Consider the following 26,414-nt stretch of genomic DNA (forward strand, 5'->3'; position numbering starts at 1 on the left):
CAGTAGACTTTATTTCATTCTCTTATTATTCATCACGCGTTCAATCGACTGATCCTGCGATCAATGAACAAACAGCAGGAAATATCTTTGCCTCAGTGAAAAATCCATATTTAGAAGCAAGTGAATGGGGCTGGCAGATTGATCCATTAGGATTACGTGTGACAATGAATGACTTGTACGACCGTTACCAAAAACCATTGTTTATCGTAGAAAACGGCTTAGGAGCAGTAGATACGCCAGACGAAAACGGCAACGTGATCGATGATTATCGTATCGACTATTTAGCTGCGCACATCCAAGCGATGAAAGATGCGGTAGAGCTTGATGGTGTAGATTTACTAGGTTATACCACATGGGGCTGTATCGATCTTGTTTCAGCAGGAACAGGAGAAATGAAAAAACGCTATGGTTTTATCTATGTAGACCGTGATAATGATGGGAATGGTACCTTGAAACGCTCGAAGAAAAAATCATTTGACTGGTATAAAAAAGTGATTGCGACAAATGGGGAAGATTTGACGAATTAGACCTATTTTCGAATAAAATACTAAAAGGTAAGAACGAGTTTTTGTATACTCGTTCTTACCTTTTTTGCTGTATACCGATCAGTGTAACCTGTTACGCAAAATGGAACAAAATACAAGCTGCTTTTCTCTTCATCAAGTATTTCGAAACCGCTTTAAAAATAATGAGCTTAGAGGTATGCTTATCTCGTCAAAAGGAAAACTCGAGGAATCCGACAATACAAATCAAAAATAGATTGGTGGAAAAGACGATGAAAAAAAGAGATTTTGTCGATACAAATGATTTTACAAAAACAGAAATCGATTTTATGATCCAACTGGCTTTGAAATTAAAAGAAGCAATCAAAAATGGCTATTATCCGCCCCTTTTAAAAGATAAAACGTTGGGAATGATCTTTGAGCAATCATCAACTCGCACTAGAGTATCTTTTGAAACAGCAATGACTCAACTTGGTGGTCATGCACAATATTTAGCTCCAGGTCAAATTCAATTAGGCGGACATGAATCTTTAGGCGATACTGCTCGAGTGTTATCTCGTTTAGTAGATATTTTAATGGCACGAGTGGAACGTCATCAAACAATTGTGGATCTAGCTAAAGATGCAACAATTCCAGTTATCAATGGTATGAGTGACTACAATCATCCAACACAGGAATTAGGAGATATTATTACAATGACTGAGCACTTGCCAGTAGGGAAAAAACTAAGTGATTGTAAAATCGTTTTTGTTGGAGATGCTACTCAGGTGTGTGTATCTACAATGTTTATGGCAACTAAAATGGGAATGGAGTTTGTTCAATTCGGTCCAAAAGGCTTTCAAATAAAAGAAGAAACGGCAGCAATCGGTCGAAAAAATGCAGAAGTTTCTGGCGGTAGTGTGTTAATCACAGAAAATGCAGAAGAAGCAATGAAGGATGCTGATTTTATTTATACGGACGTTTGGTATGGCCTATATGAAGCTGAACTATCAGAAGAAGAACGGATGGCGACATTCTATCCAAAATATCAAGTGAACCAAGCTTTGATCGATATGGCTGCACCACATGTTAAATTTTTACACTGTTTACCTGCATCGAGAGGTGAAGAAGTGACCGATGAAGTTTTAGATGCACCTTATTCAATTGTTTTGGATGAAGCTGAAAATCGATTAACGGCAATGCGTTCTTTATTGGTCTATTTCATGAATCCCTACTTAGATTATGCAAGTGAAGCAGTTGGTGAGCTCTATGATGCAGAATTTGAATTGATGCTGAGAAACGCTGTAGTTGCTGAGTGATTTTGGATAAAGAGCGAGGTAGAAGTAGTGTATAGCAATAACAAAAGGTCTCTGCTTCTATTTTTGTTCTTTAATGAAAGGTGCGTACAAAACATGAAAGAAAAAAAGAAATTTCGGTTGTTTGACGCAGTTCTAATGGCAGTAGTTGTCATACTTGTTGTTGAATCTGCAGCTCCAGCTGCTGCTATTGGTTCATCACAATTTTTTTGGTGGGGAATTTTATTAATTTTATTCTTTTTGCCATATGGATTGATCTCAGCTGAATTAGGTACGACATATACTGGAGACGGAGGTATTTATGATTGGGTGAAAATGGCCTTTGGACGACGATGGGGTGCTCGTGTAGCCTGGTTTTATTGGATTAATTTTCCAATTTGGATGGCAAGTTTGGCTGTTCTTTTTACAGAGGTTATGACACAAATTTTCGGATTAGAAGTTGGAGCACCAGTTTTGATCTTATTTCAGTTAGTCTTTATCTGGAGTGTTACGTTGATCAGTTGTTACCCAGTGAGTGATAGCAAATGGATTTTGAATCTGGCTGCTTTTGCTAAAGTAGCTATTATGGTTTGCTTAGGTGTATTAGGTATTTATCATGCAATAACGAAAGGTATGGCGAATGATTTTTCAGGTAAAGCATTGCTGCCGACCTTCGATTTGAATAGTTTAAGTTTTATTTCAGTGATTTTGTTTAACTTTTTGGGATTTGAAGTGGTAACAACCTTAGCTAGTGATATGGAAAATCCCAAAAAACAAATTCCACAAGCAATCATTTATGGCGGTATTTTAATTGCGTTCTTCTATTTGTTTGCTGCATTTGGAATGGGGGCCGCGGTGCCAGCAGATCAATTGTCGACTTCGGGTGGTTTGATCGATAGCTTTATCTTACTAGTCGGTGGGATCAATCCGTTTGTGATCATTATTGGGTTGTTGTTTATGTATACTTTAGCTGCAAACCTGATTTCTTGGGCTTTAGGGGTTAACTATGTTGCGTTTTATGCGGCTAAAAATCATGATATGCCAAAAGTATTCGCGAAAGAGAATCCTAAAAATGAAATGCCGATCGGAGCTTCCGTTATGAATGGTATTGTGGCTTCTGTGTTGGTGGTTGCAGCACCCTTTATTCCAAATGAAAATATTTTCTGGGCATTTTTCGCTTTAAATGTGGTGGCATTATTAGTTTCGTATATTATGATGTTCCCTGCATTTCTAAAACTACGCAAAATTGATCCAGATAAAGAACGCCCATTTAAAGTTCCTGGAGGTTCTGTTTTACTAAAAATCATCGCTTATGTTCCTTTAACGTTGTTAGTCATTACTTTATTTTTCTCGATCGTTCCTTTGTCAAGCAAAGAATATGCTGAGAAAATACCAATTTTGATTGGAACAATTGCAGCAACGATTATTGGTGAAATCTGTATTCGTTTGGGCGATAAGGAGTATGCAAAAGAAACGGATAAAAAAATTCAAGATAAAGGGAGTTTAGAACATGAAAACAATTGATAGTTCACCTAAAAAAGACGGCTTCCGTATGCCGGGAGAATTTGAAGCGCATCAAGGTGTGTATATTTTATGGCCGGAGCGACCAGATAATTGGCGTAATGGAGGGAAGCCAGCTCAAAAAACATTTGTCGATGTAGCTGTTGCTATCAATGAATTTGAACCAGTAACCGTTGGCGTATCTGCTGAGCAATATGATAATGCTCGCCATATGCTGCCAGAAGAAGTACGTGTCGTAGAAATCGCAAATGATGATGCTTGGGTTCGAGATTGTGGTCCGACTTTTGTTAAAAATGATAAAGGAGAAATTCGCGGCGTGGATTGGACGTTTAATTCATGGGGCGGTTTAGTAGATGGTTTATATTTTCCTTGGGATAAAGATGACCAAGTAGCACAAAAAATTTGTGAAGTAGAGTGGCTTGATCGGTATCGTTTAAATGATTTTGTTTTAGAAGGTGGTTCGATTCATGTTGATGGTGAAGGAACTTTGATCACCACAGAAGAATGTTTATTATCGGAAGGCCGAAATGCGCAACTCTCTAAAGAACAAATTGAACAAGTATTAAAAGAATATCTGTCATTAGACAAAATCATTTGGCTGAAACGTGGAATTTATTTAGATGAAACCAATGGTCATGTAGACAATATTGTTAATTTTGTGAAACCAGGAGAGGTTGTCTTGGCATGGACGGATGACAAAAATGATCCGCAATATGAAATTTCAAAAGAATGTTTGGCTATTTTAGAAAAAGAGACAGATGCTAAAGGCCGTAAGCTTGTAGTGCATAAATTATATGTGCCAAAACCTATCTTGATCACAGAAGAAGAAAGTTTTGGGGTAGATGCAGTAGCAGGAACTTTGCCAAGAGAAAAAGGAGATCGTTTAGCTGCTAGCTATGCAAACTATTATACGGCAAACGGCGGTATCATTTTACCACTATTTGATGATCCAAATGATGAAAAGGCAATCGATTTATTAAAAGAACTATATCCTGATAGAAAAATTGTTGGAGTGCCTGCAAGAGAAATTCTTTTAGGTGGCGGAAACATTCACTGCATTACCCAACAAGTACCAAAATGAGGTGGAATACATGAAAAAACGTATTGTAGTTGCACTGGGAGGAAACGCTATTTTAACAACTGATCCCAGCGCTAGAGGACAACAAAAAGCTTTAGCACACACTTCGTATTATTTAGCTGATTTCATTGAAGCTGGTCATGAGCTGATCATCACGCATGGTAATGGACCTCAAGTTGGAAACTTATTATTGCAGCAGCAATTGAGTGCTACCGATAAAAATCCCGCAATGCCAGTGGATACGGCAGTTGCAATGACTCAAGGTAGCATTGGCTATTGGCTTGAAAATGCATTAGTGGACGAGCTGAAAAAAAGAAATATTTCTAAAAATGTAGCAACGCTCTTAACGCAAGTCGTTGTCAGCGAAACCGATCCAGCTTTTCAGGTACCAAGTAAACCAATTGGCCCCTTTTTAAGTAAAGAAGAAATGGAAGCAGAGAAAAAGCAGACAGCTGCAACTTATGTAGAAGATGCCGGTCGAGGATTTCGGAAAGTAGTTCCATCACCAAACCCAATCGATATTGTCGAATATCCTGTGATCGAACAATTAGTAGAAAATGGCGTCGTTACGATTGCAGGTGGAGGAGGAGGTATTCCGGTAGTCATAAAAAATGGAACCTATTATGGTGTGGAAGCCGTGATAGACAAAGACTTTGCATCTGAAAAAATTGCTGAATTGGTTCAGGCAGATATGCTAGTAATTTTGACAGGCGTTGATCATGTCAGCATCAATTATAATCAACCAAATCAATCTGAGTTAACAAACGTAACCGTAGCAGACATGGAAAAATATATTGTAGAAAATCAGTTTGCACCAGGCAGTATGTTACCTAAAGTACTGGCAGCAATAACGTTTATTAAAGAAAATAACAACGGCAAAGCAGTAATTACCTCCTTGGAAAATATCAAGAATTTATTAGAAGAAGAAACAGGGACCATTATTACTGCATAACTTTATAGAAAGAGTGGAGACAAAAACTAGTTTCTACTCTTTCTTTCTGATATATTAAAAATGTATCGCTTACATACAAAGAAAAAAGGAGTCCCCGCATATGAAATTAAAAACGAGCAATCCTAAAGAGGACGGTTTTTTTGCACCAGGAGAGTTCAATTTACACGAAGAAACTTACATGATCTGGCCAGAACGAGCTGATAATTGGCGTAATGGTGGAAAACCGGCGCAAACAGCCTATGTAGAAGTAGCCAAAGCTATCGCAATGTTTGAGCCTGTCACAATGTTGGTTTCAAAAAAACAATATCAGAATGCTCGCCACCTATTGCCGGAGTCTATTCGGGTGATGGAAATGAGTAACAATGATGCTTGGATCAAGGATTATGGACCTATCTATGTAATGAATCAAAAGGGTGAAATTCGTGGAGTAGACTGTCGGTTTAATGCATGGGGCGGTTTGTTGGATGGCCTGTATTTTCCTTGGGATCAAGATGATTTGATTGCTGAAAAATTGTGTGAATTTAATCATATCGATTATTACTCTTTAAAAGAGTTTATTTTGGAAGGATGCTCTATTCATTTAGATGGTGACGGAACATTATATACAACAGAAGAAGTTTTACTTTCAGAAGGTAGAAATGGTAAACTTTCTAAAGAGGAAATAGAAGAAGTTCTGAAAGCATATTGCAATGTAGAAAAAATCATCTGGTTAAAACAAGGATTCTTTTTAGATGAAACCAATGGAGATATCGATAATATGTTGAATGTAGTACGCCCTGGTGAAATCGTCCTGACCTGGACAGAAGACCTGGACGATCCTCAATATGAAATTTCTAAAGCAGCCTATGAACAATTGAAAAATGAAACAGATGCAAAAGGCAGGAGATTAACCATTCATAAAATGCTGATGCCTGAACCGATGTATATCACAACCGAAGAAAGTCAGGGAGTAGATCCCGTTAATGGAATGCTGCCCCGTTTTCCTGGCGATCGACTGACTGCGACTTATGTTAGTTATTATACGGCTAACGGTGGTATTGTTTATCCATTATTCAATGATAAAAATGATCAAGCAGCAGGAATATTACTGGAAAAACTATATCCGGATCGTAAGATAATCGGTGTTCCTGCACGTGAAATTTTATTAGGTGGCGGAAATATTCATTGCATTGCACAAAGTGTTCCTAAAAATAAGTAGGAGGGAAAAAAATGGATTTTTTTGAAGTGGTAAACCCTCACGTTTCAGAGTTAACGAAAAATGAACATCTACTATTTGATTATGTTGTAAAAAACTTAAATGAAATTAAAAATAAAAGTATTCGTGAAGTAGCAGATGATTGCTTTGTTTCAACAACAACCTTTCTCCGATTTGTTAGAAAAATTGGTTTTTCCGGCTATAGTGAATTTACGACGGTCGTCAAATATACTCTTTTGAATCAGAAAAAAGAAGAAAAAATCAGTCCCTTTGTTGTGTCCCAAAAAGATTATCGGGAAGAGTATCTAAAAAATATCAATGAATCTGTTCGTGTGATCGATAAAAATAGTTTGATAAAAGTAGGGGAGTATTTAAAGAAAAAACCGATTATATACTTATTTGCTAAAGGAATGAATAAGCAGTTGATGCAGTATGTGAGGTATCTATTTGTAGCTGCTGGATTTTTGGTAGTGTTTCCAGAAGACCAGTCAATGCGGGTGGTTGTCCAAAAGCAGATCAAATCAGAGGATATGGTGTTTATTTTAACCTATCAAGGAAAAGATGAAGAATGGATTCAGTTGATGCAGCATCTAAAAAATGCTATACATCCGCTATTGGTCTCAATCACAGGTGCAGATAATAACGTGGTTCAAAATATGAGCGATGTTAATTTTTACGTGTTTACGGATGAACTCTTTTTAAATAAAATGGAAATCACTTCTCATATTTCAATGTTGGCGATTCTTGAATTGATTTTATATCAATATTTAGATAGCGCAGAAGAAGGAGAGTATCATTTGGTTTTTAAATAACTAATTTATCAAAATTATAATAAAAAAAGTTGTCTTGAACAAAATCGTTCAGGACAACTTTTTTATTATAGTTTGCCATAGTCATGTTGATGTTTCGGTGTATGTTTTAAAAATGAATAGGCTGCAAGTGTAATTGCTGATAGTGTTGCTCCTGTAACGAAGATTTTTTTCATAGAACATCCTTCCTTTCATCTATAGTGACGAATTTATATTCAAGTGCAAAAGCTGCACATACGTGGACGGTAGGATTCGAACCTACACCTCATCAGGTCGAGAATAAACATCCGTTAGTCCTCAAAGAGTTTTAACACCACGTTCATCCACAAATGTATTGGTTGTTTACTATGATTAAACTATAACCTTAATAGATTAAATCAAACATAAAAAAGCTTGAAAAAAGTGTGAATTCGTTTGAATTTGTTATGAAGAGTATGAATATCTTGCCGAATAAAAAAACAAAGTCTTGCCAAGAAAGTAATTCACAATCTCTCTTTTTTACAATAGAAGGTCTTTATTTTAAAAAAATCTATGAATTTTACAAGTTAAACTTAGTCATGTAAACAAAAACTATGTTGGAGGGAAATAAGAAGGTTCACAAAATATTAGGAATGATAGAAGTAAAAGATTCTTGATCAAAAAATGTAAGCGCGAACAAATTCGATGGTTACCAGTTAGAAGAAAATAGAGGAGGAAAAGTAAATGAATAATGAACTTTTAGAAAAACAATTACTAGATGCGTCAAAAAATCTATCTAGTACAGATTCACAAGAGTTAGTCAAAGTATTTTCAGGTGTCATTCAAGAATTAAAAGAGGACGATCCTGTAGTGGTGTCAAATATTTCAACATTTCCAGGAGATGAATTAAGTCGGTTTAGCCCTCGGCTAAAAAAATTAAAAGACCACTATTTAACAATTCGTCCTTCCGTAACGGCACATCGCGCTAAAGCAGTAACTGAAATTGCCAAAAAACATTGGGGTATGCCTAAAATTATTTTACGAGCTAAAGCGTTTAAACATGCATGTGAAACAGCACCGTTACTAATTCAAGAGAATGAACTGATCGTAGGGCACCCGTGTGGACGTCCTCGTGCTGGGGCAGTTGCTCCAGATATTGCTTGGCGTTGGGTATTGGATGAACTTGATACAATTGATTCACGTCCGCAAGATCCATTTGAAATTACGGAAGAAACAAAGAGAACTTTGCGTGAAGATATCTTCCCGTTTTGGGAAACACGTTCACTAGATGAAGTTTGTCAGTCTCAATATGAAGAAGCTGGACTTTGGGAATTTTCTGGTGAAGCATTTGTTAGTGATTTATCTTACCATCAAATCAATGGTGGAGGTGACACTTGTCCAGGATATGATATTTTATTGATCAAAAAAGGAATCAATAAAATCAAAGAAGAAGCTGAAACAAAACTTTCTGAATTATTGATGAGCAATCCAGACGACATCGAAAAAATTTATTTCTATAAAGCTGAAATCGAAACATGTGACGGTATTTTGAACTATTCTAAACGCCTATCTGACTATGCTAAAGAGTTGGCAATGGCAGAGAGTGACCCAGTTCGAAAAGCAGAACTTTTAGAAACAGCAGAAATATTATTAACCGTCCCAGCAAATCCTCCAAAAACATTTAAGGAAGCACTGCAATCAATTTGGACAATGGAGTCATTATTTGTTATTGAAGAAAATCAAACTGGGATTTCATTAGGACGTTTAGATCAGTATATTTATCCGATGTATAAAGCGGATCTTGAAGCAGGACGAATGACTGAAAAAGAAGCAATCGAATTATTAGGCTGTTTCTTTATCAAATGTTCTGAATACATGTGGCTATCCAGTGAAGGTGGCGCAAAATTCTTTGCCGGGTATCAACCGTTTATCAACTGTACTGTTGGTGGGGTAAAGCGCACAGGTGGCGATGCAACCAATGAATTGACATATGCAATCATGGAGGCTATTCGTATGACCAAAGTCTATCAGCCTTCCTTAGCTTGCCGTATCCACAACCAATCACCGCAAAAATACTTGAAAAAAATTGTTGAAGTTGTCAAAGCGGGCATGGGCTTCCCAGCTTGTCATTTCGATGATTCTCACATTAAGATGATGTTGGCTAAGGGATTCGGGATTGAAGATGCACGTGATTATTGTTTAATGGGCTGTGTAGAACCGCAAAAATCCGGCAGAATCTATCAATGGACGTCAACAGGTTATACACAATGGCCAATTGCAATCGAGTTTGTTTTAAATCGGGGAATTATGAAGTGGCATGATTCTAAACAAGGAATCGATACAGGCGATTTAGATCAATTTAAAACGTTCGAACAATTTGATGAGGCTGTGAAAGAACAATTGAGAAGGATCGTCCATTTATCAGCGATCGGCACTGTAATCAGTCAACGTGTTCATTCAGAAGTTGCACCGAAACCGCTGATGTCATTGATGGTTGAAGGCTGTATGGAAACTGGTAAAGATGTGACACACGGCGGAGCAGTCGTTAATAATGGTCCAGGATTAGTCTGGTCAGGTTTAGGGACTTACGTAGACTCAATGGTGGTCATCAAAAAATTAGTGTTTGAAGACAAAAATTATACATTAAAGCAAATCAAAGAAGCACTAGATGTTGATTTTGTTGGATATGACCAAATCAAACGTGACTGCTTAAGTGCACCAAAATATGGCAACGATGATGACTACGCTGACTCGATTGCAGCAGAAATCATTAACTGGACAGAAAGAGAACATCAACAATATGACATGCTTTATTCGAAGATGAGTCATGGAACATTGTCAATTTCTAACAATACACCGTTTGGCGAAATGACAGCCGCAACACCTAATGGGCGCAATGCTTGGGTCCCACTTTCTGACGGAATTTCGCCAAGCCAAGGAGCCGATAAATTTGGGCCAACAGCAATCATCAAGTCAGTCAGCAAATTAGGTGTTGAAAGTATGACGATCGGTATGGTGCATAATTTCAAATTACTCAAGGGAATTTTAGAAACACCAGAAGGAGAAAATGGTTTGATCAACCTTTTACGTACAGCGTCAATATTAGGGAATGGACAGATGCAGTTTAGCTACATCGATAACGATTTATTGCTGAAAGCCCAAGAACAACCTGAAAAACATCGTGATTTGATCATTCGTGTAGCAGGTTACAGTGCGTACTTCGTTGAATTATGTAAAGAGGTTCAAGATGAGATCATCAGTCGGACAATGATCGAGCATTTCTAATTTTGGTGAGTATGAACTTTCTAGATAGTTTAAAAATTCAAGAATGGTGAGAAAAAAGTTGTTTAGTCCATTCCAAAAAGCGGGATGATTAAGCAACTTTTCTCTTAAATTCTTTTTATAGATGGAGGAAAAAGAATGAATAATATAAACGAACTGAGTGCCTCGACTCTTGAACAAGCAAAAGCGAAACAGGCAAGCAGTTTTGAGCGTAAAGGGTTGTTAAATGGTTTATCTTCAGGATTGCTTTTTGGATTGAATAGCGCATTACTTGCTTTAGCAATTTCATTGTTTCTTTTTTCAGATGAACCTAATGCCTATGCCTTGCCTTTAGTTTTTGCGGGATTCAATGATTTTTTAGCGGCGATTTGGTTGATTATTTATAATGCCTATCAAGGAAGACTTAAAGAGATTTTTAGAAGCCTGAAATTATTTCCAGGGAAAATGACGTGTTTGGCTGCTTTAATGGGAGGACCAGTTGCGCAAGGTGCGTATCTTTTAGGTATTGCTTTTGCTGGACCAACATATGCTGTACCGATTTCTGCCTTATGCCCAGTAGTTGGAGCGTTACTTTCTGCTGTATTCTTAAAAGAAAAAATTACACAACGTGTTTGGGCGGGAATGGCGATTTGTGTTGTCGGCGCAGTTGTTATTTCGTATACACCGCCAGCAGGTAATGTAGAGAATTTTTATTTAGGCATTATTTGTGCAGCCGTTGCAGCTTTAGGTTGGGGGCTTGAAGGTGTTCTTTCGGCCTTTGGCGGTTCTGTTTTAGATCCTAAAGTAACGATTACGATTCGTGATATTACCTCTGGATTGACATTTTTCTTGATCGTTATGCCGCTAGTCAATGGGTTTGGTGTTTTTCAACAAGTGTTCCAATCACCAAAAACCTTGGTTGTTTTAGCGTTAGCTGCATTAGTTGCAGCAGTCTCTTTTCTACAATGGTATAACGCTAATAGTATGTGTGGTGTTGCTAAAGGAATGGCTCTAAATAGTACGTATGTTATGTGGGGCATCATTTTTTCAGCAGTTGTTTCACAAGATTTTTCAGCGATTACGCCAACCGTTATAGCAGGCGCATTATTGATTACCTTTGGCGCAATTATGGTTTCAGTCAATCCACTTTCGTTTTTTAAAAAGGAGGCAATATAATGGCTGAAACGCTATTACCGTTACGTTTTCGCGTACTAAAAGAATTAGAAGAGAAAAAAATGCATTTTCAAGAATTGATGACTTGTTTGCATCCGGAATATGGTACAGAAAAACAATTTAATGAAGCAGCATTTTTAGATCATGTCCTTGCATTAAAAGAAAATGGCTTATTAGATGAAGCCGATGCGTATATCAATGAGCAAAATCAATTGCTGACGACCTATCAAATAAATGATGCGGGAAAAGAGATGCTGAGAAAATATTTACCGAAAAAATAAGGGAAAGTAGTGAGTAAGATGTTGCCTGTAAAAAAAACGGCCCGGATCTTTAATATTCAAAAATATTCTATTTATGATGGAGATGGGATTCGTACGCTGGTCTTTTTTAAAGGCTGTCCGCTACGGTGTAAATGGTGCTCAAATCCAGAAAGTGTGGAATCTGGATTTCAAGTGATGAAACAGCAATCATTATGTGATGATTGTGGGATTTGTGTTGCGGCTTGTCCAAAAAATATCCACAAAATGCGTCCCATGATCGATGGGGAAAAAGAACACTTTATTGACCGAGAAATTTCATGTAGCGGTTGTCGTATTTGCGAAGAGAGTTGTCCAAAAAATTCTTTGACAGTGATGGGACAAGATATGACGGTTCCAGAAGTGATGGATATTATTTTACAAGATATGTTGTTTTATATGAGTTCAAATGGTGGTGTTACTCTGGGTGGCGGTGAGGTAACATACCAGGGCGATTTCGCTGTGGAACTGTTAGCTGAATGTAAACAAAACGGTATTCATACAGCAATCGAAACCTGTGGCTATACAAAGTGGGAAACAATGAAGAAATTTGTTGAGGTGACGGATTTATTTTTATTTGATGTGAAACATTTTGATCCTGAACGACATCGCGAATTAGTGGGTGCACGAAACGAACGAATTATGACAAATTTAGAAAAGTTATTTCAAGCAGGAGCAAATATTTCAGTACGAATGCCTTTGATAAAAGGGTTAAATGACTCTATGGAAACGCTAAAAACGACCGTTTTATACATCAAAAAAATCCAAACCAATGGTCACCTTAAAAGTATTGATATCTTACCTTATCACAAATTAGGAGTCGCAAAATATGAACAATTAGGCCAAACCTATCCATTACAAGATGTCGATATGTCATATACAGACGATGAACTTGAAGAAATCAGAAGATACATGGCCCAGTTTAATTTACCGATTAGAGTCGTTAAACATTAAGAAAAAGCAGATGCAGCATACAAATCACTGATCCCCTTGTTGGTTTCTTCCCCATTTAATAGATCTTACAATCATTTAACCAAGGCAACTCTAAAAGCTAGAATTGCAACAAATGTTATTTATGTTATACTATATGTAAAATGAAATTGTGCTGAAAAGGAGCAATTTGTGTGGAAAATGTTTATCTCACTATCTACACCAGCTCAGAGCTTTCTCAACAAACAATTGAGCAATCGCAAGAGCTATTAAAAAGGTTTCCGATTAAGGTCCGCCCACATTTTCAGCTTTTAACTAAAGTGAGTTCAACAAACAATGAAGCCAACCAAAGCTTCTGTAAACGTGCGATGGATTGTTCTTCCTGTCCATCAAGCAGCGGTATTTTTAGAAAGAAAAGGATTTCTTCCTATTGTCACCGCTGTAGTTATGGATTAAGTAAATTTATCTATCCGTTTCAATACTGCGGAAACGAACGAGGTTTGTTGATTTTTGGCCCTTTTTTCAAAGATGAAACAGATATCAACTTACTGATTGTATCTGACATCAATAAAGCTGGTGCAAATGAAAAAATGAATATCTTACACCTTTTTGAAGGGGATGACTTAGAGAAAGTTGAAAATTTTGCTTCAGTATTTGCGGCTTTTCTATCTCAGACCCTAACGATGGAAAAATTAGAAAAAGAAAAACAGAAGACTGAAAATAACCTGAAAATTCTATCTCAAAAAATTGAACACATGGAAAATCAGGATAATATCAAAGGGTTGACGCCTTATTTTGTATTTAATTCACTGACTACATTAGCAAGATTAGCTCATTTTAATGAGAATCCAGATTTAGAGGAAGCCATTTTTAAGCTTTCCAGTGTTATCCGTTATAATTATCAATCGCAAAATCATTGCGTTTCTTTAGAAGAAGCATTTAACTATTTAAATAACTACTTAGAAATTAGTACAACTAGATCTGTGAAGCGATTATCCTATCAAGTGGATCTTCCTAAAGAATTGATTGAGTATCGAATACCTGTAATGACTTTGATTCCAATTGTAGAAAGCTTGCTAGAAATTAGGTTGCCTAAGTATAGAGATGATTTTTCCTTATTATTTACAGTGTCTGAAACAAAAGGAAATATTGTCATTACCATTCAAGAACAAATTCACTTAGATCGAAAAAGGGAATTGGTGGTAGAAAAAGAATTTTTACAGGCAATTGCCAAAAGCAATACGAGATTGATTGAGTTATTAGGAGATCAGGCACATGTTGGAATGGTAGAAACGTTAAACAAGTTAGTTGTAGAGGTTATCTTTCCAGCATCAAAAGGATTAATAGTAAGACCAGAGGATGAAGTGCATGAAAAATATAATGATTGTGGAAGAAGATGAATTAGAACGTCAATTTATTAAAGATATTATCAAGGAAAATTATCAAAGAGAAAATTTAAATGTAGTCGAAGTTCAAAATGGGATTGATGCATTAAGCAAAGCAAGAGTGTTTCAACCTGAATTAGTTGTGATGGATATTGAAGTCGCTGGTGTGAATGGATTAGAATTACAAAAAGAAATGCTTCAGATCAAACCAACAATTTACACGATTTGGACATCTATCTATTCTAATTTTGATTTACTGAGTCAGGGATTGACCTATAATATTAGGGGTTACTTACTAAAACCTTATTCGAAAACGCAGATGATGCAACATCTAGATAAGTTTATGGTGCGCAAAAAGAAATATACACTTTCTGAACGTTACAATAAGCAATTTAGTGAAGGAATCAATAAAGCAATTCAATTTATCAAGAAAAATTTTAAGCAAAAGACAACAATTGATGACATTGCGAATCACGTCTATTTAAATCCGCAGTATTTCGGCCGATTGTTTCGCAAGGAGCTTGGAATCAGCGTAAATGACTATATCAATATTTTGAAAGTCGAAGAATCCTGTCGTCTTTTGCATGAAACGGATTTGCCATTATATCGAATTGCGACAGAAGTTGGTTTTGCAGATTCTTCTTATTTTACTAGAGTATTTACGAAATATTTAAAAATGACGCCACATGAATATCGCAAACAAGAAGTAGTCAAATAAGAAAATAGTAGTGTAGATAATGGAATAACGATACAATAAAAAATTTACTAATCTAAGTCTATGATATAATAAAAAAATAATTAAACTATTTCTTATTATAACTATAGAAAAGAGCGTGAATTGAAAATGTGGAAAACAAAAGAAGAAAAGAATACTACATACCAACTTTTAGTTCAGCAACAAGCTGCAATTATCGAAATCGAACATGATAAAATCGCGAATCTTGCTAATTCTTCTGCACTATTGGCAGATGCATTACCTAATACAATTTTTGCAGGGTATTACTTATTTGATGGAGAAGAGCTGGTCTTAGGTCCATTTCAAGGGAAAGTTTCGTGTACTCGAATTAAAATGGGCAAAGGCGTATGTGGAGAATCTGCTGAAAAGCGTGAAACATTGATTGTTGATGATGTGAAAAATCATAAAAATTATATCTCTTGCGATTCAGCTGCACAATCTGAAATCGTCGTACCAATGGTTAAGGATGGAAAACTGCTTGGCGTTTTAGATCTAGATAGTTCAGTAACACATGGCTATGATGAAATAGATCAGGAGTACTTAGAACAATTTGTTGCAGCGCTTTTAAAAGATACTGATTTTTAGTTAAATATGAGCGTCCCTTTCGCTTAATCTATTTTGGCATGAGATAATCATTAAAAATAGAGTGAGAGGATGACAATCATGTTAGAAGTATACTTAAATTTTAAGAATGAAGCGGCCGATGCAATTGCTTTTTATGAAGCGGTATTTGATGTGAAATGTGAAGATGCTATGACGTTTGCAGATGCACCTGAAGATCCAGAAAATCCAACGCCAGAAGCTTGGAAAAATTTGATCATCAATGCATCAATGACCATTGAAGGTGTACCCGTTATGTTTTCTGATGTGCCGGATGGAATGGGTTTGACGTTTATTGAAGGAAATAATGTTTCTTTAGTAGTAAGCACAGAAGATGAAGCAAAAATCGATCGAATTTTCAGTCGTTTGGCTGAAGATGGAAAAGTGACGATGCCTTTAGGGGAAACATTCTGGTCTAAAAAATATGGTATGGTCGTCGATAAATTTGGCATCAATTGGATGCTGAATTATTACATGGAGCCTTAAGATTGAAAAGAAGCATATAACAATGAATAAGAGATCATCAATGGATTTTGAACGATTAAATCTATTGATGATTTTTTTATAGAGAAAAATCTGCGTTCAATTTAGTTGATTTTTTGATATAATGATTTAGTTATCTAAGGAGGAGGGGGACAAGGTTGATAGGGTATTTATATCTTTTTATCGCCATAATAAGTGAAGTCATTGCAACAAATCTACTAAAAGCAACGGATGGATTTAGTAAGTTAGTGCCATCTGTAGAATGTTTGGTTGCTTATGTTGTCTGTTTTTATAGCTTATCTAAAGCGATAAAATATATGCCATTAAATGTTGCCTATGCATTATGGGGAGCAATAGGCATTATTTTGATCACGATTTTTTCAGTTGTTTATTGGAAAGAACAAATCAACACACCAACAATTATTGGTATTGGTTTTATCGTGATTGGGACGATTTTAGTCAATGCTTTTGGAACAGGGCATTAATTTTTAGGCTAAGTTTATTTTAAGTAGTGTTATTTGGCTGTAATAGAAAGGTGAATAATCGGCACTTGATCCTTTAAAAGTCAAGATAAATATGTTATACTAATAAAAGCGTATATTATGCTATTTAATCTTAACGGGGACGTTACGGATTCGACAGGCATAGTTGAGCTTGAATCGCGTTTCGTAGGTTACGTCTACGTAAAAACGTTACAGTTAAATATAACTGCTAAAAACGAAAACAATACTTTTGCTCTAGCTGCGTAAAAACAGCGGGTGAAGATCCTCCCGGCATCGCCCATGTGCTCGGGTAAGGGTCTCAAATTAAGTGGGATACGCTAAATTTTTCCGTCTGTAAAATTTAGAAGAGATCATCAGACTAGCGAGAGTTTGGGCCTGTTATGCGGCATGAACTTCAGCGAAGCCTTAAAATAGTATGACTATGAGCGTAGAAGTTTAAGTGGCAATGTGTTTGGACGCGGGTTCGACTCCCGCCGTCTCCATTTTTAGTAAATGTGAGAAGAAAAGTTGAAACGGAAAAACAGTTAAGAATACCTTTGTATAGGTGTTTGAAGCTGTTTTTTATTTTTAGAGAAAAAGGAAGAAAAGGGAAGTAATGCAAAATATTTTGCATTGTTTTTGCATTCAAAATAAAAAATACGCTGTTAAGTACCAGCGTAAATTGAATGCATTGTATCGTTAACTACTGTAGATTCTCTTTGACTAAGCTTGTCAAGAATATGTTGATAGACGTGTTGAGTGGTTGCTATGTCAATATGGCCAAGTCTATGAGATACATACTTAACATTGATTCCTTGATAAAGAAGGATAGAAGCACGGATATGCCTTAATCCGTGACATGTAATTTCTGTTGATCCAATTTTCTTACAGAAATTCTTAAGAGTTTTATTAACCGCGGTGTTTGATACGAGTTCAAAGTATTCATTTAAAAATACTAAATCATTGCTTCAAATTATCGGTGTAGGACCTCAAGCGATGCAATGGTCAAAAAAAGAGTATGAAGATGCAGGATGCGGATCATCTGCCGTTGTAGTTGATGGTACAAACAAATATTTTGCAGCAGAGGAAAATGAGGTAACCGATCATGAGAAGTTAGATTTTTTAAGATTAAACGCTGGTAGGACATTCGAATTACGATCTATCGTTACGTTGGATCAAATAGCAAGCCTGTTGCCCCTAAGCTAAGCCCAAACCTGTTCCGACAAAAAAACGGTATGGTTACAGAGTGGATGATGTACAATTTATCAACGGCATGTGGCCAATTCGTTGTAACTCATTGGCTCCAGTTTGTTTTGATTGGACCGATAACGGCATAAATGCTACAGATGTGGATATGATTGATTCAGGCAAGGGTGCAATGTTAGCAGATCATGAAATGGTTAGACCAAGTATGTATTTTGCCTTTAATGAGGCTAGAGTTTCTGATATTGCGTTGTGATTAATGATCATGGACATAACTATCGTAAATTTAACTTTACTCAGCCTACAGGCGAGGTTTGGTTGGTAAGAGGTAGTAAGCAGCAACTTATGTATAGTATATTATTTGCGAAAATTTATAAGACATAGTAGGTTTAAATTACCCAACTAACAACCAACACTTTTTCGTTCTACCCCTTTCCCATCTCTTTTGAGGTGGGATTTTTTTGTGTTTAAATAGCCCTCCTTAATTGGAAGGTTACATAAAATATTGACCTTTATTCCTGTTTACAAAAAGAGTTTGACGATTCATTATGTGAAAGATATAATTAACATTTAGAGGAAAGAGTGAATGGGGAATAAGATAAAACGAAAAAGGTGTTGGTAGGAGTAATCATGGTCATGTTTTTTTTTGTTTTTATGAAACCGGAAAAAGCAGATGCATATGCACTTTGGAATTATTTGTTGGGTGGCTCTAATAAGATTCTAAGGTACAATCAACCAGGGACGAAACATAGCTTGCAAGTAGAGCACGCAGATATTCATTGGAACAAACAATCGCCAGGTACTATTCAACGGATGGATAATGCTGCTAATGTGCGATTGTATGATGTCAATAAAGGTGCAAATAAAGTGGGTGGAGTCACATCTTCAGGTAATAGAACAATAGAGTTTAATGATTACTATATGATTCGGAGTAACCATCCATATAAAGAAGAATTTAGTTTTATGATTGCAACACATGAATTCGGACACGCTCTAGGATTGTGGCATTCTCCCGGATCAAAAAATGTAATGTACTCTAAATTTGGTCCAGGAATTGTAAATAATTTGCCAACTGCAGATGATAAAGCTGGTTTACTTGCGTCTAAAAAAAGATGGTAATTAGAAGGATAAGAATGAAAAAAAATAGAATTGGATTAATTTTAATATTATGTTTTATGCCAGTTTTTCTTAATGCTTGTGTTACTGACAAAAAAGAAGATGCGAAAAGAGACGTGGAAGCAACAACTACTACTTCAAAGGAAAAAGATCTTTTAGCTTCTTTGGGGTTAGAAAATCAAAATAATGTTGATACATGGGAAACACCTCTCTCTATCAATTTATTAGAAAGTTCTTATATGTGGGCTGATACATTAGAAGGTAAGATTTTGGAAGCTGATAATATTTTTGTAGCAGTAGTAGAAGATATGACTACTGAGCACACCGATCCACTCTATGATGAAAAAGGAATGTTGATTAGTAGCTCAACTTCAACAAATTTTAAATTAAAAATAATGGATAATCTTAGAGGAGACCTTCCAATAAACGACACTATACAAGCATCTAGAGCTTTTTTTGGATTCGGGGATGGGAAAAATAAAGGGAATTTTATGACGCTTATTGAAAATGATATTATCCCTGAGAAAGGAAAAACATATGTCTTTCTAACACGTGTAGTAGACGGAGAACTTGTTATCCTTCCTGGTGGTGATTTTCCAAGTAACTTTCCGCTTGAAAATGCGCCAATGGACTTGAACAAACAACCTGAAGAAGTAGTTCAAGAGGTCATTGAAACGTCTTCAAAAGTTGAGGAAATTGATACGCAGGTAGACAATGAAGAGGAGTTATTTGATGAAATTGGCGATACTCTTTTGAATGGTCCCGAAATTCAAGCACGTATTGAAGGGCATGGGAATAAGCTTGATATGAATAAAGTCATAATAAAATAGCTGTTATTGGCTAAAAGCCTATCTCTTAGTTTGAGGTAGGCTTATTTTTGTACACTTTTTTCGCACAGTTTCGCAATTTTTAAACTCAATATCCGCGCTCAACACCAGCAACCTATACAACTCTGCAGCATCCTCTAAATCCTCAAACTCCCATCGAGCCGCACTGCTATCGCTAACCAATCCTACAAGGCCTATGATTCAGCAAAAAATTATTTCATGGTCGCTTATACACCTTTATGTCAATCTGCTATAATGACAGGTGAAGCGTTGGAAAGTGCGCATAAAAAGTTTCTTAGTGAATATCAAGGAACAGTAAGTGGGATTGATACAGATGAAGATTTAATCCTAGAAGAGATTAATCAATTTGAGCAGTTAAAGCAGCGTTTAGATCACCAAATGAGTACGGCTAAAACACCACGACCAGACTTAGAACGGAGATATATCAATGCCTGTGAAAGTATTGATAAACGTCGAGAGAAATTAGAAAAGTTTCATGCCTACGATGGTCAATCAGCAAGTTTCTTTTCAGATTATGAAGCGAGTCAGCAAGAATTCAATACAGGTTTGGCACAGGTCGCCAACTCTAAAGCATGGAATCCAGCAACAGGTACTTTTGATTTGAAACGTTTAGACATGACGTGGGCTAAACCTATTCATACACGTTGGAAGCAACGTGAAAAAATGAAACAACAAGTGAAAGATGCACGAGTAAAACAAGCAATTAGTAAGTTGAAGGGGTACGAAATCGTTAAAATTGAATTGGGTCATTGGTATCTAATGAAAGACGGCAAAATTGTTTCCCCAGATAAATATCCGGAACTCTATGAACAATTAGAAAAGTGTAAAGATTACTTAAATAAAGATCAGTACAAAGTTGAAAAACTGAAAGTGATGAGAAATGAAATGCCTCTTGCTCCTGGATTTGGCGGTGTATTAGGAAATCTAGGAAAAGCTGGAAAAAAAGCAGATGTTATTAAAAAAGGGACTGGAGCAGTAAAAGTCGGACAATCTATTGTGGATAAAATAAATAATGCACCTACTATCAATGCAGTAGATGAGACTGCGAAATTAGATAAAAGTCGTGAAGAAGGTGTTCCAGCAAAGAGACATAAAGAAGTGAAACATGAAGACGCATCAAAACTAAAAGGTGATGGAGAACCGAATTCTTCTGCTGATTTATTAAATCCAGATAGTTTTGCAAAACAAAGAAGATATTATGGTCCTGACGGACGTGCTGTAGAAGATATAGACTTCAATCACACGGATGATGGTACGCATAAATTCCACATAGACATCAATGGGACTGGAATAAAAGACCACCTAGACAGAAAGAATAAATGAGAGAAGAGGAATAAGTATGAACTCACTACACGATTATGAAATTTTAAACTACAATATTAACTTTAAAAATAGCTTACTTACGATGGATGTAACTAACGAAGATTCAAACAAAAGAATTGAATTTGTAGGCGCGATTGCTCATCAATTCAGTGATGAAATACCATATAGCATTATTTTAGATTTAGATGAGCTGGATATGAAACACTTTTTTTCAAGTAATAAAGATTTACTAGAAGAAAAAAAGAATAGTGGTTGGCCTCTTATTTGTAGTTCGGTTGAAGAATTAGAGAAAATGTTACAAGAAAGTGATATTCGATACTATGTTCTATACTCTTCGTATGGTATGACTGGTTGGGTTTTAGCTGAGCGAGTAGAAATTATTGATGTTAAGTAACCTTTATTAACAGGTCTGCCAATAAAAATAGTACAGAATTTAAATAGAAAAACACAGAAATCTTGTGTAGTACCAGCAACTGCCGAACAAATAACAGAGTTTAAACGTGTGGAACACTTTGCCAGTAAAGGTCGTAAGTTGGATGAGTTTCGGGTAGGGGATAAAAAAAGATAACCTGAAAGGCTATCTAAAATGGGTTTCCATTTGCATCGGTTGAATATACATCACCTTGAGGCGATACACGGAAAAATCCTAAGGTACCTGATCCGCCTTGGCTGGAAATACTTTTACTGTATGCTTTGAACAAAAAGTCAGTATCAATCATTCCCCAAAAGATTAAGCTAGTATCTTCGTTATTTGTTTCAGGATAGGTCTCTAATATTCTTTGCAGAGCTTGCTCCTGTGACATTTCAGCAATAGGAACACTATTTTGTGGCTCCTCAGATAATGCAACAGGTTGTTCCTCGGATGGAATCGAGCTTGAAGACACCTGAGTTTCTGAAGTTGATGTAGAAAATTTAGATACGGATGTTTTTGTTGTAGATGATGTGGTTGTACTGGAGATAGAGCTACTGTTCGAAACAGGTTCATCATTTTTTGAATTACAAGCAGTAACCAATAGTAATGTAGATAGTAATAAAGTAAAAGTTATTTTTTTCATAATAGTTCCCTCCATGAATAATTATATCATCAGGAGTGAAAGATTGGAATAATATTTTACAGAAAGGAGTGGAGGTTTGTCGGCCGACACTAAAAAGCTTTTTACTCCTTTGTGATTATTATTATGGAAAATTGGACAATTGAGAAACATAGACAAGAATCACTAAATAGAATCAACTATCAATACAGACAAATAGATGGAGCACTAAAGTTTCCTAATTCCGAGGAAGGCGACTTCATCAAAATGGTACATTATTATTTGGAAAAAGAAAAAGCTATCAAAAAAACATAAAATAATCGTTTCGGCGAAGTGCTAAAAGATGTGCAGATTTTGAGAAATGAAATGAAACGTATAGCTAATAATAATCAGATGATTCCTGAACACCACTTTTTACTTGATATATCAGCTATAAAATTAGAAGTTTGGCTAGAAGATCAAATTGAAGCAGGTGACCGCTAATGTACGCAATATACAAAGGTGATGACCTAAAAGCCACAGGAACAAAACAAGAATGCGCTGAGTAAACAATCAACGATTGAGTTTTGGGCAACACCTAGCAATGTAAAGCGTGACAAAGGCAAGAGGACGGTTGCTGTTAGATTGGATGGTGATAGCTGATTGCTAAAAAAATACTGGATGCCAGTTGCGGTAGTCGGATGTTTTGGTATAACAAACAAAATAAAGATGTCCTCTACATAGATAACAGAGAACTCGACGATACCCTCTGCGATGGTCGATCGTTAAAGGTTGAGCCAGATATGGTAGCAGACTTTAGGCAGATGCAATTTGATGATAATGGCTTTTATCATGTGGTGTTTGATCCACCTCATTTGTTAAAAGCGGGCGATAATAGTTGGTTGCCAAGAAATATGGGAAGCTAAACCCAAACACTTGGAAAGCCGATATCAGCCAAGGTTTTGACGAATGCATGAGAGTTCTTAAACCTAACGGAACACTTGTTTTTAAGTGGAATGAGGACCAGATAAAACTATCGGAAGTTTTAAAGGTGATTGATTACGAACCGCTTTAAGGTAACAAACGAGCTGAAACGCATTGGGTCGTGTTTATGAAAGCAGGTGATAGCTGATGTGTGGCATAAAAAAGGCGATATTATCGCCTAAAAATAAATGCTATTGCACTGACTAAATCAATTCCACCAATAACGAAAATAGTTATAGCGATAATTAGTAGAGTTCCTATAGCTCTTTTGACCAGAATATTATCAAATTTATTCATTTTTTTCCATATAATCGAAATATAAAATAAGGCAATACCGGTTACCAGGAATCCTCCAGTGCGAGGGCTATAGTTTCCGTAAGATTTATGACCGTTATTATTGTAAACAGTCTGGAAATAAAGCATTCCTTCATAGCCTATTGAATTCAGATAGGCACTTAAAATAGTAGCTGATATCACTAAAGCTAAAAATATCAACAATACTTTTTTATTTATAAATTTTTTCAAAAAAACAACTCCTTTACGAAGTAATTATGAAGTAATTATATCATAAGGAGGTATAACGGATGGGGAAAACGAAGTCGAAAATTAAAAAGAAAAAGCGTCGGTTAGAGCAAAAGGCAATCAATAACGGAACTGAAAAAAACCGCAAATAAAAAAAGCCGATATTCCTCTCAGCCCGACAGCTTATTATATCATAACAGGAGGAATCAAGGAAAATGGTGCTTTTTAATGTTAGTAGATATGAAATGCCAGATTAAAAGGACGTGGACATGGATCGAACAAGGCATAATATGGGGGTATTTCTTTCGGCTTATCTTTCAGCGCGTTGTAGGGTGGGACAACCAAGAGAACCAAAAGTTACAGCTAGTTTCTCTTTGATTCCTACGTCAACTGTTGACAGCGGTCATGAAGCTGAACAAATTTTGATCCAACAAGAAGAAGCAAGAGAGGAATTCGATTATTTACACAAATTGTTCATAAGGGGATACGCGACAATTCAACATCCTTTTAAACCAGACATAACGGAAAGAAGAAAGAAAATATTTTATGATCGTTTTATCAGTGGGTATTCTGTTTATGTAGCAGCTCAAAGAAGTAATATTAGTGAGGATCTAGTTTCACAAGAGTTATCAAAAGCAATGATTCAATTCACTTCAGCATTGGAACTTGTTATTTTCCGTTAATTATCGGGTTTTTGTCGGTGCTTTATACTGTAAACATACTGACAATATGCTGATTATCCATTGTATTATGATAGTGTCGAAAGATAAGGAAAGAGATCAGCAAACACAATTACACGATTAGTCAGTGACCTCCTTTCTTTATCTTTTGAAATTATTCACTTGCAGGCGAACAACAAATAAAAAATAAGGATGGTGACACTCTCCCTCATAGAGTTTATTTCATTCTTGCCTGTGGGTGTTTTACATAGTTCAAAGGAGTTGATAGTATGCTTGCATATTGGCACTGGTTAAACTTTTATTTAAAATATCCAAGTTCCAACACATTATACATGTGCTGATTAAAATGCTAAGTGGCGGAATAGGTAGACGCAAATACAAATCTATAGGGATAGCAACAGACGGTTGACAGTCATGCGAGTGTTGAGACTACGCACCGAAAAAGTGGCACCAGTTGGAGAACATCATACTCAAACTATAGAGAATAAAGACTGTATGTGTAGTGCAAATCTACACCTTAGTATTAGAGATTGGACAGTTAAGCACGAGGCAATCAGACCACTGGTTTACCCCAGGGCTACTGTCGGGTAACAATCTCATAGCAACCGAGGAAGCGAAGGGATAGGGATGTGATAGCGCATCGTGTAGGTTGCTTAATTGGAATGAAGAGCTGCAGTGCGGCTGGCATGGCAGAGGAAATGTTCTCGGATTGTTCGAACTCTGGCATGTTTTAAATTAATATCCGGGTGCTTTGCGCCTATATAGTCATCGCTTATGCGGTGGCTTTTTATATTGGGAGGATACTGACAGAATTGTGATAGTTTGAAAGAATAAATATTCTTTATACTAACGTTGTAAGATCTTACAAAAAACAAATGTTAGGAGGGAATAACGTATGGCAAAAACAATTGGAGAAGTAAGGAATTTTCTAGACAGTCTTGTCGGTACAGTAACTGTTGACAAATCTGACAGTGGATTGAATGGACAGTGTGTGAGTTTGATCAAGAACTTACTTGAATTTGTTGGGGCGCCTAATCCATATGCTGCTCGAGGAAATGCAAAAGATATTCCAAATACGTATGTTTCTCAAGGGATTGCAAAAGTTGGTAGTGGTACACTCAACATAGCAGTCAATAGAAATGGTGGCGGTGGCTATGGACACGTATGGGTAAAGATTGGTTCTGATAGTTGGCAAGCGAACTGGAATGGATTCGCTGTCAAGAAGAATGTCGGTGAAGTGGCTATTACAGACATTTTAAATTTAGACCAATGGATTTTAAGTGGCAACACACCAAGTCCCGGAGGGAAAGCGACTACTTTAGGTGCTAAAGGTGAAACATTAATTAAAAAATTTGAAGGATGTAGACTTACAGCATATGACCTTGGCGATGGAATGATTACTATTGGTTGGGGACATGCAGAACCAAAAGGACAAACAAGTTTAATTCCTGGAGTAACAACATGGTCTCAAGCTCAAGCAGACGGGCAATTTAAGAAAGATATAGCAGGCTATGTAAATGCAGTAAATAGCTACTTTACTCGTTCTTTTAATCAAAATCAGTTTGATGCGATGGTAAGTTTTACCTATAATTGTGGTACAGGAGTCTTTGCAAGAGACAATTGGGATAAAAATGCTTCAAATAGTTATATCACGGAGTCAATCGCTAATTACATTAATAAAGGATCACAATTTGAGGAAGGCTTAAGACGCCGTCGGCAAGAGGAAATTAACTTATTTAATACACCGGTAAACGGTAGTGGAGAAACGACAATTAAGGGGGAAGAAGATATGATGTTTGTTTATACTAAAGTTTTAAAAACTGGCGGAGCAGAGGTTTGGTTTGTAAATGGAGGTACACGTATTTATTTACCAACGAATACACATGTTAGAGAAGCGAATGACTTAGTAAGACGTTATGGTGGGTCTGAAAATCAAACAACTTACAATTATGATAATTTTGGTTTAAGAATGATCGAATTGAGTACAACAGTTGTCAAGTTTTGATCCACAAGTTTTATAGTGTTATGTAACTTTGCTTGAAAAGGAGACAGCTCAACGGCTATCTCCTTTTCTTGAGCTTCGGTTTATACT

Annotated in this window: 25 protein-coding genes, 1 other RNA gene and 3 pseudogenes; 26 read left to right on the top strand and 3 right to left on the bottom strand. The window is 36.4% G+C overall.

Translation table 11 applies throughout. The annotated features are described in order from the left end of the window. The 17 genes from BCR21_RS00005 to ssrA all read left to right on the top strand — a co-directional run. Positions 1-527, top strand: a 527-nt coding sequence (locus BCR21_RS00005) for a family 1 glycosylhydrolase (protein WP_139125561.1), incomplete at its 5' end; no start/stop codon positions are given. Positions 528-775: 248 nt separating this feature from the next. Continuing rightward, the gene (ptcA, locus tag BCR21_RS00010; protein ID WP_069644485.1) at positions 776-1,801 is read left to right on the top strand and encodes a putrescine carbamoyltransferase; all 1,026 of its coding nucleotides are present in this window, start codon (positions 776-778) and stop codon (positions 1,799-1,801) included. 93 nt (positions 1,802-1,894) lie between these two features. After that, the gene (locus BCR21_RS00015) at positions 1,895-3,301 is read left to right on the top strand and encodes an APC family permease (RefSeq protein ID WP_069644486.1); all 1,407 of its coding nucleotides are present in this window, start codon (positions 1,895-1,897) and stop codon (positions 3,299-3,301) included. Further along, entirely contained in the window at positions 3,288-4,379 is a 1,092-nt protein-coding gene (gene aguA / locus BCR21_RS00020; RefSeq protein WP_069644487.1) for an agmatine deiminase, read from the top strand. The genes BCR21_RS00015 and aguA (BCR21_RS00020) overlap by 14 nt, the downstream gene beginning before the upstream one ends. Positions 4,380-4,389: 10 nt before the next feature. Next, on the top strand, positions 4,390-5,328 hold the full coding sequence (gene arcC / locus BCR21_RS00025) for a carbamate kinase (protein ID WP_069644488.1): 939 nt from the start codon (positions 4,390-4,392) through the stop codon (positions 5,326-5,328). A 100-nt stretch (positions 5,329-5,428) separates the two neighbouring features. Next, on the top strand, positions 5,429-6,526 hold the full coding sequence (aguA, locus tag BCR21_RS00030; RefSeq protein WP_069644489.1) for an agmatine deiminase: 1,098 nt from the start codon (positions 5,429-5,431) through the stop codon (positions 6,524-6,526). Positions 6,527-6,537: 11 nt separating this feature from the next. Then, positions 6,538-7,335, top strand: a complete 798-nt coding sequence (locus BCR21_RS00035) for a MurR/RpiR family transcriptional regulator (protein ID WP_069644490.1) — start codon at positions 6,538-6,540, stop codon at positions 7,333-7,335. A gap of 699 nt (positions 7,336-8,034) precedes the next feature. Then, on the top strand, positions 8,035-10,575 hold the full coding sequence (gene cutC, locus BCR21_RS00040; RefSeq protein ID WP_069644491.1) for a choline trimethylamine-lyase: 2,541 nt from the start codon (positions 8,035-8,037) through the stop codon (positions 10,573-10,575). 135 nt (positions 10,576-10,710) lie between these two features. Further along, complete coding sequence (locus BCR21_RS00045; protein ID WP_069644492.1) at positions 10,711-11,727, top strand: DMT family transporter; 1,017 nt, start codon at positions 10,711-10,713, stop codon at positions 11,725-11,727. Further along, positions 11,727-12,005 carry a hypothetical protein gene (locus BCR21_RS00050; protein ID WP_069644493.1) on the top strand — a complete coding sequence of 93 codons (279 nt, stop codon included), beginning with the start codon at positions 11,727-11,729 and terminating at the stop codon, positions 12,003-12,005. The genes BCR21_RS00045 and BCR21_RS00050 overlap by 1 nt, the downstream gene beginning before the upstream one ends. An 18-nt stretch (positions 12,006-12,023) precedes the next feature. Further along, positions 12,024-12,974, top strand: coding sequence for a choline TMA-lyase-activating enzyme (gene cutD, locus BCR21_RS00055; RefSeq protein WP_069644494.1), 951 nt, complete (start codon positions 12,024-12,026; stop codon positions 12,972-12,974). A 170-nt stretch (positions 12,975-13,144) separates the two neighbouring features. Further along, complete coding sequence (locus BCR21_RS00060) at positions 13,145-14,350, top strand: histidine kinase (protein ID WP_069644495.1); 1,206 nt, start codon at positions 13,145-13,147, stop codon at positions 14,348-14,350. Beyond that, positions 14,319-15,053 (top strand): helix-turn-helix domain-containing protein, encoded by a 735-nt coding sequence (locus tag BCR21_RS00065; protein WP_069644496.1) that lies wholly within the window; start codon positions 14,319-14,321, stop codon positions 15,051-15,053. The genes BCR21_RS00060 and BCR21_RS00065 overlap by 32 nt, the downstream gene beginning before the upstream one ends. 126 nt (positions 15,054-15,179) lie before the next feature. Beyond that, the gene (locus BCR21_RS00070; protein WP_069644497.1) at positions 15,180-15,656 is read left to right on the top strand and encodes a GAF domain-containing protein; all 477 of its coding nucleotides are present in this window, start codon (positions 15,180-15,182) and stop codon (positions 15,654-15,656) included. A 69-nt stretch (positions 15,657-15,725) separates the two neighbouring features. Next, on the top strand, positions 15,726-16,157 hold the full coding sequence (locus BCR21_RS00075; RefSeq protein WP_069644498.1) for a VOC family protein: 432 nt from the start codon (positions 15,726-15,728) through the stop codon (positions 16,155-16,157). Between the two features lie 158 nt (positions 16,158-16,315). Then, on the top strand, positions 16,316-16,639 hold the full coding sequence (locus BCR21_RS00080) for a DMT family transporter (protein WP_069645518.1): 324 nt from the start codon (positions 16,316-16,318) through the stop codon (positions 16,637-16,639). 135 nt (positions 16,640-16,774) lie between these two features. After that, positions 16,775-17,142: a transfer-messenger RNA gene (ssrA, locus tag BCR21_RS00085) on the top strand. 159 nt (positions 17,143-17,301) lie between these two features. On the opposite strand, the pseudogene BCR21_RS16535 reads toward ssrA, so the two are convergent. Beyond that, a pseudogene (locus BCR21_RS16535) lies at positions 17,302-17,541 on the bottom strand (tyrosine-type recombinase/integrase); the annotation flags it as partial. Between the two features lie 13 nt (positions 17,542-17,554). Here BCR21_RS16535 and BCR21_RS00090 point away from each other — a divergent pair. The 6 genes and pseudogenes from BCR21_RS00090 (at position 17,555) to BCR21_RS00115 (ending at position 21,520) form a co-directional block, all read left to right on the top strand. Further along, positions 17,555-17,842 carry a hypothetical protein gene (locus BCR21_RS00090; RefSeq protein WP_069644499.1) on the top strand — a complete coding sequence of 96 codons (288 nt, stop codon included), beginning with the start codon at positions 17,555-17,557 and terminating at the stop codon, positions 17,840-17,842. Positions 17,843-17,879: 37 nt separating this feature from the next. Continuing rightward, a pseudogene (locus tag BCR21_RS00095) lies at positions 17,880-18,095 on the top strand (lytic exoenzyme target recognition domain-containing protein); the annotation flags it as partial. A gap of 380 nt (positions 18,096-18,475) precedes the next feature. Next, a complete protein-coding gene (locus tag BCR21_RS00100; RefSeq protein ID WP_069644501.1) occupies positions 18,476-18,958 on the top strand; it encodes a matrixin family metalloprotease in 483 nt (160 codons plus the stop codon). Between the two features lie 14 nt (positions 18,959-18,972). Next, entirely contained in the window at positions 18,973-19,785 is an 813-nt protein-coding gene (locus tag BCR21_RS00105; RefSeq protein ID WP_069644502.1) for a hypothetical protein, read from the top strand. 216 nt (positions 19,786-20,001) lie between these two features. After that, on the top strand, positions 20,002-21,126 hold the full coding sequence (locus BCR21_RS00110) for an LXG domain-containing protein (RefSeq protein WP_069644503.1): 1,125 nt from the start codon (positions 20,002-20,004) through the stop codon (positions 21,124-21,126). 16 nt (positions 21,127-21,142) lie between these two features. Continuing rightward, complete coding sequence (locus BCR21_RS00115; RefSeq protein WP_069644504.1) at positions 21,143-21,520, top strand: hypothetical protein; 378 nt, start codon at positions 21,143-21,145, stop codon at positions 21,518-21,520. A gap of 187 nt (positions 21,521-21,707) precedes the next feature. Here BCR21_RS00115 and BCR21_RS00120 read toward each other — a convergent pair whose 3' ends face one another. Then, the gene (locus tag BCR21_RS00120; RefSeq protein ID WP_069644505.1) at positions 21,708-22,181 is read right to left on the bottom strand and encodes a hypothetical protein; all 474 of its coding nucleotides are present in this window, start codon (positions 22,179-22,181) and stop codon (positions 21,708-21,710) included. Positions 22,182-22,837: 656 nt separating this feature from the next. On the opposite strand from BCR21_RS00120, the pseudogene BCR21_RS17125 reads away from it, so the two are divergent. Then, positions 22,838-23,211 (top strand): annotated as a pseudogene (locus BCR21_RS17125) (SAM-dependent methyltransferase). Positions 23,212-23,291: 80 nt separating this feature from the next. Here BCR21_RS17125 and BCR21_RS00130 read toward each other — a convergent pair. Further along, positions 23,292-23,645: a hypothetical protein gene (locus tag BCR21_RS00130; protein WP_069644506.1), complete on the bottom strand. Its 354-nt coding sequence runs from the start codon at positions 23,643-23,645 to the stop codon at positions 23,292-23,294. 266 nt (positions 23,646-23,911) lie between these two features. Between BCR21_RS00130 and BCR21_RS00135 the strand changes: the two genes are divergently transcribed. Then, positions 23,912-24,325 carry an ArpU family phage packaging/lysis transcriptional regulator gene (locus tag BCR21_RS00135; protein ID WP_240488048.1) on the top strand — a complete coding sequence of 138 codons (414 nt, stop codon included), beginning with the start codon at positions 23,912-23,914 and terminating at the stop codon, positions 24,323-24,325. An 892-nt stretch (positions 24,326-25,217) separates the two neighbouring features. Further along, complete coding sequence (locus tag BCR21_RS00140; RefSeq protein WP_069644507.1) at positions 25,218-26,327, top strand: lysozyme; 1,110 nt, start codon at positions 25,218-25,220, stop codon at positions 26,325-26,327. The last annotated feature ends 87 nt before the right edge of the window (positions 26,328-26,414 follow it).

Origin of the sequence: Enterococcus ureasiticus (genome assembly GCF_001730285.1) — a bacterium.
In the GTDB taxonomy this organism is placed as follows: Bacteria; Bacillota; Bacilli; order Lactobacillales; family Enterococcaceae; genus Enterococcus_L; species Enterococcus_L ureasiticus.

Coding starts and splice junctions, on each gene's coding strand:
- ptcA (WP_069644485.1), top strand. CDS start 776: ATGAAAAAAAGAGATTTTGTCGATACAAATGATTTTACAAAAACAGAA.
- BCR21_RS00015 (WP_069644486.1), top strand. CDS start 1,895: ATGAAAGAAAAAAAGAAATTTCGGTTGTTTGACGCAGTTCTAATGGCA.
- aguA (WP_069644487.1), top strand. CDS start 3,288: ATGAAAACAATTGATAGTTCACCTAAAAAAGACGGCTTCCGTATGCCG.
- arcC (WP_069644488.1), top strand. CDS start 4,390: ATGAAAAAACGTATTGTAGTTGCACTGGGAGGAAACGCTATTTTAACA.
- aguA (WP_069644489.1), top strand. CDS start 5,429: ATGAAATTAAAAACGAGCAATCCTAAAGAGGACGGTTTTTTTGCACCA.
- BCR21_RS00035 (WP_069644490.1), top strand. CDS start 6,538: ATGGATTTTTTTGAAGTGGTAAACCCTCACGTTTCAGAGTTAACGAAA.
- cutC (WP_069644491.1), top strand. CDS start 8,035: ATGAATAATGAACTTTTAGAAAAACAATTACTAGATGCGTCAAAAAAT.
- BCR21_RS00045 (WP_069644492.1), top strand. CDS start 10,711: ATGAATAATATAAACGAACTGAGTGCCTCGACTCTTGAACAAGCAAAA.
- BCR21_RS00050 (WP_069644493.1), top strand. CDS start 11,727: ATGGCTGAAACGCTATTACCGTTACGTTTTCGCGTACTAAAAGAATTA.
- cutD (WP_069644494.1), top strand. CDS start 12,024: ATGTTGCCTGTAAAAAAAACGGCCCGGATCTTTAATATTCAAAAATAT.
- BCR21_RS00065 (WP_069644496.1), top strand. CDS start 14,319: ATGAAAAATATAATGATTGTGGAAGAAGATGAATTAGAACGTCAATTT.
- BCR21_RS00070 (WP_069644497.1), top strand. CDS start 15,180: ATGTGGAAAACAAAAGAAGAAAAGAATACTACATACCAACTTTTAGTT.
- BCR21_RS00075 (WP_069644498.1), top strand. CDS start 15,726: ATGACAATCATGTTAGAAGTATACTTAAATTTTAAGAATGAAGCGGCC.
- BCR21_RS00100 (WP_069644501.1), top strand. CDS start 18,476: ATGTTTTTTTTTGTTTTTATGAAACCGGAAAAAGCAGATGCATATGCA.
- BCR21_RS00105 (WP_069644502.1), top strand. CDS start 18,973: ATGAAAAAAAATAGAATTGGATTAATTTTAATATTATGTTTTATGCCA.
- BCR21_RS00110 (WP_069644503.1), top strand. CDS start 20,002: ATGGTCGCTTATACACCTTTATGTCAATCTGCTATAATGACAGGTGAA.
- BCR21_RS00115 (WP_069644504.1), top strand. CDS start 21,143: ATGAACTCACTACACGATTATGAAATTTTAAACTACAATATTAACTTT.
- BCR21_RS00120 (WP_069644505.1), bottom strand. CDS start 22,181: ATGAAAAAAATAACTTTTACTTTATTACTATCTACATTACTATTGGTT.
- BCR21_RS00135 (WP_240488048.1), top strand. CDS start 23,912: ATGGATCGAACAAGGCATAATATGGGGGTATTTCTTTCGGCTTATCTT.
- BCR21_RS00140 (WP_069644507.1), top strand. CDS start 25,218: ATGGCAAAAACAATTGGAGAAGTAAGGAATTTTCTAGACAGTCTTGTC.